This window comes from Marivita sp., from assembly GCF_051859345.1.
Classification (GTDB): Bacteria; Pseudomonadota; Alphaproteobacteria; order Rhodobacterales; family Rhodobacteraceae; genus Marivita.
On sequence record NZ_JBHYFV010000001.1, the window covers coordinates 31,195 to 42,155 of the forward strand.

Here is a 10,961-nt window from a genome sequence, read left to right on the forward strand (position 1 = left end):
TATTTTGTCCCCCAGGTGTCCCCCAGGGTAAATGGGGGGACAAAACTGGGGACCTTATGAAGCAAGAACTCACAGAGCGCGGACTAGCCAAGCTGATCAAAGACCGCCCTGCAGAAGGCCGCATTGAAGTCTCTGATACCAAGCGTCCTGGGCTTCGGTTTCGGTTGTCTTCGAGCGGGCAAGCCGTGTGGATGTACGAAAAGCGCGTGAAGGGCGACCCTAAGCGAAAGCACACTCTTGGGAAGCACTCCAAAGAGTTCGGGCTCGCTGAGGCACGCGCACAAGCACTCCTACTGGAAGTTGAAGCTGCGCAAGGCATTGACCGGGTCGCAATCAATAAGGCCAAGCAGCTCGACGAGGGAGCCGCCAAGCTGCGAGCGCAATCGATCCGGAAAGTCCTCGACCTGTACGATGACCTGCACCTTTCCAACTTAAGAACAGGCACGGAAAGACGAAAGCAGATTGAGCAGGCTCTCGAAGACAAGCTCGACCTCCCAATTGCCAGCCTCCGCCGCTCGGACCTCCAACTTGCCATTGATCAGAAAGCGAGCGCACAACACAAAACAGCAGCCAATCGCGTGCGTGCCGCACTTAAAGCGTTTACCAAATGGGCAGCCGGACGTGACCACATCCCATCGGACATCGGGCTAGAGCTTCCCAAACCATTCAAAGAAACGAGCCGCAAGCGCGCTCCTTCTATAGATGAAGTCCGGGCCATTTGGGAGGCGACCTACAAGCTCGGCAATCTCTGGGGGCCGCCACTTAGATTACTCATTTTGACAGCGCAGCGCCGCCAAGAGATATTTGGACTTAAGTGGTCAGAAGTGGACTTTGGAGCTGCCACCATCACGAAGTCTGGAGACCATACGAAGAACGCACAGGAGCATGTGACACATCTTTCGCCCCCTGCGATGGCAGAGCTTCGTACCCTGAAAGACGCGTCTGCAGACGAGTCGACTAGCTTCATCTTTACGACTACAGGCACAACGCCAATATCAGGCTTCAGCCAAATTAAGGCTCGGCTGGACAAACTACTTGGTGAGGATTTTGAGCCTTGGCGCTTACATGACCTCCGGACGTCGTTTGCAACAGCGATGGTTGAAGCCGGAATTCCTGAAAACGTCGCCGACCGTGTGTTAAATCATTCGGCCGTCGGATCGTCGCCAAGTGCAGTTGCTCGGGTATACAACCGGGCGGAAATGCTGGAGCAGCGCGCTCATGCATTAGATTTATGGGCTAAGTTGGTTACTAACACGGCAGGGTCAGTTGTATTTTTCGGAGAGGCTGGGAATGCCAAGAAAGTCTGAGATAAAAGCGATCAGGCCAGGGCTTGTTCGAGTCGTTGAGGCGCACTTCCCGGTAACGGCGATTGAACCAGAATCCAACCACCCATGGGAAGGCCTCAATGCTCTTGCAGTGTTTTCTGGAGCAAAACAGTATTCTAAGCCAAGCCACTTTATATCTGAAAGGATTACAGAAGTTCTTAGAGAGCCTGAGGGTTATTTCGGGCTTGTGACCAATCAAGAGTTGGAGCGTCTCGACAGGCTTCGCAAAGCCGCTATCGAATACGAGAGGGCGATAGACTCTTTGACTTCGGAAGACCAGAAAAGGATACACCACTCCATTCACGATGATCACCGACATATCGGTGATCATCTCGTAACCATATTATCAGAATACAGATTTCCCGTCGCTTTAGCAGCACGGAGGGCAATGGTAATATCGGAAAGCGCGAAAAAAGTTCTCAATGAAAGACGTGAATTACCGCAAGCAGATGGAAGGCGGCATTGGCAAATTGCGGCTCTCGCAGGCATATGCCGAGAAATCTGGGCAGAACAGGAATGGGCAGTCCATCCAGAAAAATATGGTAGCCAGCCTGCAATTAATGTTCTTAGCCCGAACTATTATAGAGATATAGATTCCGGGTTAAGTGATAGATACAAGCGTTTTATCGAAGATTTCGCACCCAGGACGGCCAAGAAAGACGCGCCGGGACCGTTTGGCCGATTTCTCACTGACGTATTAGACATTGTGCACACTGAGTCCAATGACCCGCCGTCCGCCCAGAGCGCATTGCGATCCTGGCAGGACGCACGTAAACAGCTCGGCTTAATTTGAGTAACACCTGTTTACTAGTAAACAGTTGAGAAAAACTTTTTCGCTTTTTGGGTGACGATCCCACGCTGAAGGGCGCGTAATCCTTTCCGTAGAAACCGGGCAACCGACGTGGAAGCTCATGGACGGAAAGGGCACATTATGAAGCGTTACTTCACAATCTCTCAAGCAGTAGACTACAGTGCGCGCAGCCGCAGTAGCCTCTACAAGGCCAACAAGCTGGGCCAGCTGACGCTTACCAAAATCGACGGCTCCACTCTGATTGAGCGGTGCGACCTTGATGCATATCTCGACGCCAAGGCAGAGAAAGTCGCGGCCTAAAGAAACCCCACCCGCAACGGCACGGGCAGGGCAGATTTCTTTTCAGCGGTGATTAGATTTTAGCGCAGTTGCCCGCGCCTTTCAACAAAGAAAGGAAAGCGGAAAATGACTACAGGCAAACTCATCCACGCAGAGCCGGGCGCACGACCGTCCGCAGATACGAAGCGCATCTATAAATGGGCGAACCTCAAGGCGGACACAACGCGCGCGAGCTTCCTCATTGAAAACGAGGGCATCAAGCCGTTCAAAATCACCGTGTCACTCAAAAAGCGCCAGGTTCTCGAAGGCTTGATGCAAAGCCCGATCATGGCGGCAAGCTACTGCCGGATTTCCGACCAGGTGCTGCCCCTTCGCCGTGATTATGGCGTCAATATCGTCTGCACCATTTACAAGAACGACCCGGAAACCGGGAGGGAAACCTTCGGCGTCTACACGTTGGTTTCCAAGGTGACGCGCATCCTCAGCGACAAGGAGGCGGCGTGATGCAGACCACAGCACTCGACCGCCAAGCCAAGCGCATCCGCTGGAAGACCGGCCTTCCGCCGCACATTGCCCGCACACTGGCCCAATTGGCCTACGGAGGTTCACGTGCGTAAGTCTTTAATGAGCCTCTTTGCCAAGCGTGAACACAAGGCAGCGGCCCGCATCTTGGGCTATGCGCTGACGCTCGACACCGAAACAGCATGGTGGGGCCTTCGGGCCTCACTGCAGTATCGCTTAGAGGCGCACGAACGCGCCGCCTTGGCCTTTATGGCGCTGAAATCTCTTGATCCAGAGCATGCCGCTCTGACCGTAGAGCTGGCCCTGTACGGGTTGGAGCAAATGGAGGCCGCTGCGTGAATGGACCTCTGAACATGCCGAGGCGCGACCCTTCCACCTTCGACTTTCCACCCAAAGAGGCCGAATGCGGCAGCTATGATGAGTGGGCGGCGGCTGGATACCCTGTCGATGGCGATGCAATTCGTTATGTGCCGGGCGCGCGAGTCTATAGCAAGCTGCACGGCGTCCGTGGCGAAATTCAAAGGATTGACCAACGCGGCGACATATACTTTTGTGCCGATGGCTGGCCTGCCGATGCGGCAACACTGCACGAGCGGAAACACCTTTCGCCTGTCGGCAAGCCTGAAAGCGGCGTAATCTACCCCGGCAAGTTGTCGCGCGTTGAGCAACTGACTGGCGCGATGAAACCGCTCTCGGGTGTAAAGCCTGTCTTGTCAGGGCGCTATCTGGTGAAGGGATGGCTTGATCGGGGTTCTGCGTCTGTCGTCTACGGCGAAAGCAATGTGGGCAAGACGTTCTTTGCTCTGGATCTTGCCTTCCATGTTGCGGCGCGCCTGCCGTGGCATGGCATCAAGGTCGCGGGCATGGGTGACAGGGAGTGGCCGGGAAAGGTCTATTACCTGGCACTCGAAGGCGGCTCAGGCTTCACCAACCGCATCTGCGCAATGCGTCAACATCGCTCTGACATTTTCGAGCGGATCGAAAGCGAGTGTGACTTTGTTCCTTGGCCTGTCACTATCGACCTGCACGGCGCAACTGACGGCGATGCAATCGCAAGTGCAATCGAGGAGTGCAACGAACCGACCGCGCTTGTCGTGATCGACACGCTGGCGCGGGCTATGGGCGATGGCGACGAGAACACGGCGAAAGACATGGGCCAGTTTGTCCGCAATGTGGACCTAATCCGGGAACGCACCGGCGCGCATGTGATGGTGATCCACCACAGCGGCAAGGACACCAGCAAGGGCGCACGGGGCAGCGGCAGCTTGCGCGGGGCTATCGACACAGAAATCGAACTCACGCGCTCAGGGGCCGTTATCATGGCCGAGGCGCGCAAGCAGCGTGAGATGCAGTGTGACGGAGTGTTCGCCTACACCCTGCAAGACGTGTTCATTGGGAACGATGAGGACGGCGAACCGGTAACATCTGCCGTTGTCCAGCCAACCGAACCTGTGAAGAAGACCACGCAACTGAAGGGGCAGGCATTGATTGCCATGCAAGCCTTTGGCGATGCGTTGGCGGATCATGGTGAAAGCAAGACTGGTGAAGCGTTCCCTTCCAACCGCAAGTGCGTGTCCTTGGATCATTGGCGTGAATACTGTGATCGGCACAGCCTGACCGATGGCAGCGACTCTAGCGCAGCACGTCAAGCTTTTGGTCGAGCATGGAAGAGGTTGCAGGAGAAAGAGATCATCCGCGTGATCGACGGCTTTGCGTGGAAGTGTGCCGATGAATAGCACCGTGACAAGCGTGACAAAGCGTGACGTGTCACTGTCCGTCACAAGGTCAAGCTACCGTGACAACCGTGACAACACCCTATGGGGTGTCACGTTATGTCACGCAGACCCAGCCATGAATTGGAATGCATCTGATCTGGTTCCAATGCCCCGGTTTTCTTTCGGGGGTGTTACCGGGCGTGTGACATGTGCTTTCGCGCTGTGCCAGCTATTGAAAAGCCTGAATGTAAAGTGCCGCCGGATTGTCGAGGCAAAATCTCAGTGCATCAGAGGTTTCACTTACGCCTGCCCCCAAAGCGAAACCCTTTTCAAAAGTGATCGCACCGGCATATATCAGCTCGTCGCGGGCCGATATTTTGCCAGTCTCTCCCAACATTCTTCGACCGACTGCATCGAAAGCGGAAGTGACCTCGTCACAACGTGTGGAGCGCACGAGTTCGTCCCAAACCTGAAATGCGTAACGTGTTTCAACTTCCTTTGCGTACGATACATTTGCGGCGCAGAAACCAATAATAAGAAAAGCTTTCATCATGAGTTGCTCACTTTTTGCGGTAGCTTCACATGAAGGCGTCCACCAAAGCAATCCGGCTCGTCGAAAGCCTCTCGATTCAAATGGCTCCAAAGGCCGGCGACAAGGTGAAGCTGGGACCTTTTGATAAGAGTTCTGCGAAGAATGCTTTGAAGCGCGTTACTTGGCATGCCGAGGTCACAGCATCCAGCGCCCGTGCACCAGGACTAAACGCTCAGGAGAATTGCGCTCGATGACCCGTAAAAACGGCTCCAATACGGAAGGCCGCAACCCCGACGGCACGTTTGCATCCGGCAACCCCGGACGTCCAAAGGGCGCACGGCACAGAACCACGATGGCAGTCGAGGCGCTTCTTGACGGCAAACATGAAGCGCTGACGCAGAAGGCCATCGACAAAGCGCTTGAAGGTGACGTGACCGCCATCCGCCTCTGCCTGGATCGCATTTCACCGGCGCGCAAGGACACTCCGATTTCGTTCGACCTCCCCGACATCGAAACGGCAGATGACGCGGCCAACGCCGCGCGCGGACTTCTGAAGGCACTTTCGGAGGGCGAGGTTACGCCGCTGGAAGCAGCATCGGTCATGGGAGTGATCGAGAACTTTCGCCGCGTGCTGGAAACGACCGAACTCGAAGAAAGGATCACCGCATTGGAGCAGAAAGCGTGAAGGGCGTTGGTAATCGGGTCGCCAAGTTGGAAGACAGGCCACCGTGCCGTAGTTGTCCAGTGACTGAGCTGTCCGATGCTGAGCTCAAGCAACTTCTCTGGAAACACCTGCCACCGCTGTTTCGGGATTTTGGCATTTTCGACGCACCTGAGCGCTTTCCGGGACAAGAGGAGTTCGACCACATCCTAGGAAGCAACATCGTACCGATCCTTGAGGCACTGGCAGGATGATCCGATTGCAGCTGGAACATTTACGCAGTTGTTTCTCGGGACTCACAGGACAGGGCAGTTAAGCAGAGAGGATAAAAGACATGAAGCAACTCGGAACACGAATCGGAAGGTTAGAAAACGCGTTCCCCGCGTTCAGTGTGAGGATTGGATGCAAAACCACCGTTGATCAAAGCCGTGCAACGCACATCTTCGGGGGTCAAACCCGTGCTACCACTCGTAGACAAAGTGAGGATCATGAGATGTTCCAAAGGCGGATACTTGAGGATGCCTGGAAATTTAACCAAGAGATATTTCCTGACGCGACAGTTATCCTAGACGCCGATGTAGTGAAGCTTTGAGATGAAAAGAAAAGACAGAGTCGCGAAACTTGAAGGTGGTTCATCCAATTGCGGGATTACGATTCTCGCTCGTGCACCTGCGAACTGGACCTCCTGGCAAACATCTGAAGCACTGGCAGCGTTCTTGTCAGAAGAGGGCATTTCAAAATCCCACACTGCAGACATTCAAGCGAGTAGTAACATTGATGAGTTCGAAGTGTATTGGTGGGGCGACCTAGACGCAGCCATTTTGGCCTCTACCGAAAGCACTCACCGTATCGGGTGTAGAATGCCGCTGTAGTCATGAAGATTACGCGTTTCGGGTCTCCAGGCTCAGTATTTTCCATTGGGGCAATAGCGCCACACGATTGTAATTAGCTTTCAAAAAAATCTGTAAAAGTCACTGTTCAACGAGAAAATTTTCTCTGCCCGCGACTCCGCGAACTCCGTGGAACCAAATCATCACACGAGAGGACCCAAGCGATCCACCAGTGAGACGCTCTTAAAAAAAGAACAAATTGAAGAAAACGAATGCAGTGTAAGTTTCTTTGGGGCACAACCACCTGACCCATGTCGCCAGAAGGAAAGGCGCAAATAGCAGAAGCGCACCCGGTAGCACCGTTTTCGATTCGAAAAACAATCAAAGTAAACCAAAGGCGAACATCGGCAATTTGCTGATATGAATAGCCTAACAATGAATAATCGTGTTAATATGAGATCATGAAGAGTTACACGGACAGCATCGGAACGGCAGGATTACTCTATGGCAACCTTTCAGGAACTTATGCGCGCGGCTGTCAATGCAGATAATGCCGGGGACGCGGCTGCCGCAAAGCAGCTAGTGCAAATGGCGCAACCACTGCGCCCATCGGCAAACCAAGCCAATATGCAAAATCAGCCGATGCCGCCAGCGGCAAAGCCAAGTGAAAAAGTCCCGAACGGGCTGGTACGGGAGGCTCTTGAGGAGAAGGCACGGCGACAGGCGCTTTCACCAGCCGATGCAGCGCGTGAGGAAGCGGCCCGCAGAAAGCGCAGAGTTGAACAAGCCTCGACCGTTGAAAGCCAAAGCCCACAAGAGGCGCGTTGGCGTGATGCGCCGCTTGTGGGCGGGCGGGAAAGCGACGGGAGGGAGCGCGGCTGGTTTCGTCGCACGTTCCTAGACGATGGCGATCCGGCAAGCATGAACCTTGGGGAAAGGGTTGCCGCAGGGCTGAACATCGCTGGGGAAAGCATGACAATGGGTCTTATCGGAGATGAGGCCGCAGGAGCTTTCGATCAACTCATAGGCCGGGGAGATTATGAAAGCCGCCGCGACTTCTACCGGGATCAAGAGGCACAGTTTCGGGATAGCAACCCCAAGACAGCTATTGCCGCAGACATTGGCGGTGCGCTTTTGGGGCCAGGTAAAGGTGCGGGCGCAATCATCAACAAAGGTTTGGGCACGGGTGCACGTGTCGCGCGTGGTGCAGCCGTTGGCGGTGCGACAGGCGCAATCTATGGCGCGGCTGAAGGCGAAGGGGATGCGGTAGACCGCATTTCACCCACCCTACAGGGCGCAACAGCAGGTGCCGTGGGTGGCGGTGTTCTGACAGGTGTAGGGCAAGGCTTTCTGCGCGCTTCACAAGCTCTGAGCCGCTCACAGAGCGCCAAGGATGCCGCTCCGGCTGTGGAAGGCCTTAAAGACGCTGCACAGCGCCTGTATCAGCAAGTTGACGAAAGCGGCGTGGTAGTGCCGCAAGGCCAGATCAGGGGGCTTAAAGCGGCAACGCAACGGATTGCGCAAGTTGCCGGGTATCATCCGCGCCTACACCCCCGTGTGTCTGTCCTCTTGGATGAAATCAGCAACATGCAGTCCGGGCCGACCGGGTTACGTGATATACAGGTTTTGCGCCGGATTGCAGGGAATGCCGCGCAGAGCATCCAGCCAGACGAGCGCCGCATTGCTGCGAAGCTGATCGACAACATAGACGAAACAGTCGAGCGTGTTGCGGGTGGCGAAGGGATGCGCGGGGCCAACAAGATGTGGGCCAAGATGCGCCGCTTCGAGGCTATCGAGAACATCATCGAGGACGCTGCTAATACCCCGAACTTTGAGCGGACCGTCCAAACCAAGTTGCGCGCCCTCTTGCGCAACAAGCGCCGGACCCGCGGCTTTTCAGGGGACGAGCTGAGAGCAATCACAAAGATTGCGAAAGGCGATGTAACATCCCGAAGCCTTCAGGCGTTGGGCAAAGCTTTATCACCTAACAGCCTTTCAGGTGTAGCCCTGACAGGTGGCGCAGCTTATGCGTCTGGACCAGGCGCTATCGCAATTCCTGCGGCTGGCATAGGCATGCAGGCAGCCGCAAATGCTGTAACGCGGGGGAGGATTCAAGACTTGCGGAAAACAATGGGACGCACACCGCAACAAGATGCTATCGCCCGCGCCATTTCGGAAAGAAAGAACGTTTTGGCGCTTGGCGTTCCGGGCGGTGCGGTTGGGGTCAATGCATTGGCCGAATAAGCGGACGAAACGGATTGAGTGCAGCATTTGATCTGCCGCGCGCGGAGCGGCTGCCCCATAGTCCGCGCATGCTCCTATCAGTCGCCCATGACAACCGTGAACAAGAATAGGAAAATAATCCATCCGATCACGATGGATGGAACCGCGGCCAATGCCGTTTGATCTTCAATCTCAAAGAAGGTTCGTATTGGCTCCAGGCTCAAAATCCAGTCGCCTGGCCAAGTCCATACCCAAGAGATAGCACCCCAAACATCCGAAATAGTGAAAATATCTGGCTCGCAGTCGAAGCCCATCAGATTCGGGGGCCAGGTAAAACGATCACCAAGGTCATACCGCTCCATGAACCGAACGCACTCTTTCCAGTTCATCCTTGCTCTCCAACGAAGAGATGCCGCCATCGTCGGTAAATGAGCCAAGCTGTAGCTCCAAAGCTTCCACAAATCAATCCGGGGATTGCTCCACCAGAAGAAGCGGCAACTGCCTCAACGCCCGAGCCAACGGAAACTCCTGTTAGCAACACGACTGTGATTCCCCAAATTAATCCACCTACAAAGCGCATTACTACAAATCTCCTAATTTTGACTTGTATAGTGTGTTCTCAATTTCCGGTCGAAATAAGTATTTTGAAATGCGATTTCCGTTTCCCTGAACACAGCGAATGAGGGAACAAGAGCCCCTGCCGGCCACCAAGACGAAACCCATGCTGCTCGGCAGGTTAAGCACGCAGAACCTTGTTCTCTTCGAGCGGTGCTGCTCAATATCGTTCGGCGAATATGTGACCGAACCAGAAACGCAGCGTCTAAAATGAACTTGGCAAGCTTAAGCGTCTATGGGCAAATTTGGCCTCCGATTCACATAGTTTGTGCATCACCATCACGGATGCCAAGCCTTTCGGCTTCAGCGTCCAAATGCGCACCATGATCAAGGATTTCGCGGTTTGAGCCACCAACTAGGCGCAAGGCGCTATTTGGATCATCTGCTCGCGCCAGCCAAACTACTGTGGATTTCCCGCCAACAGCATTAACATCTGCGCGTTCCGATTTTATCTTGTATGTTTTCATTCCGCTAAGATAGGGGCGTGGGTGCCCAAGCGCAAATCAAACCAACGATGGGGCAGATGCCAATATTGACCCACCACTGACGCGCGGGTTTGAGAATGCTTGTTAGTTGTCTTTTAGGGCCACGCCATCGCCCTTGGAGACATCCCCGTTTCTGAGGAACTGGACGCCCGCCTCCTCCAAGACGCTACGCACTGCCTCTATTGTCGCGTGTCGCCCCCCGACCGCGCCTTGTGCCGCGTCTATTCTCTGGATCGTGGCATAGCTAACACCCGCCTTTACGCCCAGTTCCGCTGCCGTCCAACCTAGTAGTGTTCGCGCCGCTCTGATCTGTTCGCCTGTCATTCTTCTGCCTTTGATATAAAAAGTATAGATTCTGCTAGTTTATGTATTGATAAGTGTTCTAGCATTACCTATATGTAACCTATCAAACCGAAAACACGAAGGAAAGGCAGACCAATGACAAAAGTAAATGACAAAATCGACCGCGCCGCCCTGATGCGCAACGCCTGGAACTTGTATCGCACCATCTTTGGCGGGGCGACGGGCCGCAACATCTTCCGCGCCGCACTTCGTCAAGCATGGCGCAATGCCAAGCGGGCCGTTGCTCTGGCGGCACTAGACGCCCAGCGCACGACTGCACAGAAGGCAGCGCACATTGCGCTTGTGACACTCGAAGCGAAAGACCGCTGGACCTCTGCCGATTATGAGGAAGCTGCAACTCTTCGTCAGCGGGTGGCAGCGTGAGCGCCCCTGCACCCCTCCCCTCCGGTCTGGAATCCCGGAAAGCGTTGATCGCCAGCGCCAAGGGTCGCTTCTGCGGCGTGACCTTCATCAAGGCGGACGGAACCTTGCGCCGGATGAATGTGCAGCCTGCCAAGCTGGCGCTGCACGTCAAAGGGGACGCGGCAACCGAAGCCGGTCAGAAGGCAACGGCGACCCGCAAGGAACGTCACCCGCACTTGTTCCCTGTCTGGGATGTGC

At 54.9% G+C, this 10,961-nt stretch carries 14 protein-coding genes; 11 read left to right on the forward strand and 3 right to left on the reverse strand.

Annotated features, from left to right (window positions below; all coding sequences use genetic code 11):
* The first annotated feature begins 56 nt into the window (after positions 1–56).
* The 6 genes from ACTIEN_RS00160 (at position 57) to ACTIEN_RS00185 (ending at position 4,673) form a co-directional block, all read left to right on the forward strand.
* Positions 57–1,307, forward strand: a complete 1,251-nt coding sequence (locus ACTIEN_RS00160) for a tyrosine-type recombinase/integrase (protein WP_439521074.1) — start codon at positions 57–59, stop codon at positions 1,305–1,307.
* Entirely contained in the window at positions 1,291–2,118 is an 828-nt protein-coding gene (locus tag ACTIEN_RS00165; protein WP_439521075.1) for a hypothetical protein, read from the forward strand. Before ACTIEN_RS00160 ends, ACTIEN_RS00165 begins: the two co-directional genes overlap by 17 nt.
* Positions 2,119–2,256: 138 nt before the next feature.
* A complete protein-coding gene (locus tag ACTIEN_RS00170) occupies positions 2,257–2,436 on the forward strand; it encodes a hypothetical protein (protein WP_439521076.1) in 180 nt (59 codons plus the stop codon).
* Between the two features lie 105 nt (positions 2,437–2,541).
* A complete protein-coding gene (locus tag ACTIEN_RS00175; protein ID WP_439521077.1) occupies positions 2,542–2,919 on the forward strand; it encodes a hypothetical protein in 378 nt (125 codons plus the stop codon).
* A gap of 105 nt (positions 2,920–3,024) precedes the next feature.
* Positions 3,025–3,276 (forward strand): hypothetical protein, encoded by a 252-nt coding sequence (locus ACTIEN_RS00180; RefSeq protein ID WP_439521078.1) that lies wholly within the window; start codon positions 3,025–3,027, stop codon positions 3,274–3,276.
* A gap of 14 nt (positions 3,277–3,290) precedes the next feature.
* On the forward strand, positions 3,291–4,673 hold the full coding sequence (locus ACTIEN_RS00185) for an AAA family ATPase (protein WP_439521079.1): 1,383 nt from the start codon (positions 3,291–3,293) through the stop codon (positions 4,671–4,673).
* 208 nt (positions 4,674–4,881) lie between these two features.
* On the opposite strand, the gene ACTIEN_RS00190 is transcribed toward ACTIEN_RS00185, so the two are convergent.
* Entirely contained in the window at positions 4,882–5,205 is a 324-nt protein-coding gene (locus ACTIEN_RS00190; RefSeq protein ID WP_439521080.1) for a hypothetical protein, read from the reverse strand.
* A gap of 229 nt (positions 5,206–5,434) precedes the next feature.
* Here ACTIEN_RS00190 and ACTIEN_RS00195 point away from each other — a divergent pair, with 229 nt between their 5' ends.
* From ACTIEN_RS00195 to ACTIEN_RS00205, 3 genes are all read left to right on the forward strand, one after another.
* Complete coding sequence (locus tag ACTIEN_RS00195; protein WP_439521081.1) at positions 5,435–5,869, forward strand: DUF5681 domain-containing protein; 435 nt, start codon at positions 5,435–5,437, stop codon at positions 5,867–5,869.
* A 59-nt stretch (positions 5,870–5,928) separates the two neighbouring features.
* A complete protein-coding gene (locus ACTIEN_RS00200; RefSeq protein WP_439521082.1) occupies positions 5,929–6,099 on the forward strand; it encodes a hypothetical protein in 171 nt (56 codons plus the stop codon).
* A gap of 1,080 nt (positions 6,100–7,179) precedes the next feature.
* Positions 7,180–8,919, forward strand: coding sequence for a hypothetical protein (locus ACTIEN_RS00205; RefSeq protein WP_439521083.1), 1,740 nt, complete (start codon positions 7,180–7,182; stop codon positions 8,917–8,919).
* Positions 8,920–8,996: 77 nt separating this feature from the next.
* Here ACTIEN_RS00205 and ACTIEN_RS00210 read toward each other — a convergent pair whose 3' ends face one another.
* Positions 8,997–9,287, reverse strand: a complete 291-nt coding sequence (locus ACTIEN_RS00210; RefSeq protein WP_439521084.1) for a hypothetical protein — start codon at positions 9,285–9,287, stop codon at positions 8,997–8,999.
* Positions 9,288–9,770: 483 nt separating this feature from the next.
* Positions 9,771–9,980: a hypothetical protein gene (locus ACTIEN_RS00215; protein ID WP_439521085.1), complete on the reverse strand. Its 210-nt coding sequence runs from the start codon at positions 9,978–9,980 to the stop codon at positions 9,771–9,773.
* Positions 9,981–10,436: 456 nt separating this feature from the next.
* On the opposite strand from ACTIEN_RS00215, the gene ACTIEN_RS00220 reads away from it, so the two are divergent.
* Positions 10,437–10,724 (forward strand): hypothetical protein, encoded by a 288-nt coding sequence (locus tag ACTIEN_RS00220; protein WP_439521086.1) that lies wholly within the window; start codon positions 10,437–10,439, stop codon positions 10,722–10,724.
* Positions 10,721–10,961, forward strand: a 241-nt coding sequence (locus ACTIEN_RS00225; RefSeq protein ID WP_439521087.1) for a hypothetical protein, incomplete at its 3' end; no start/stop codon positions are given. The genes ACTIEN_RS00220 and ACTIEN_RS00225, both read left to right, overlap by 4 nt.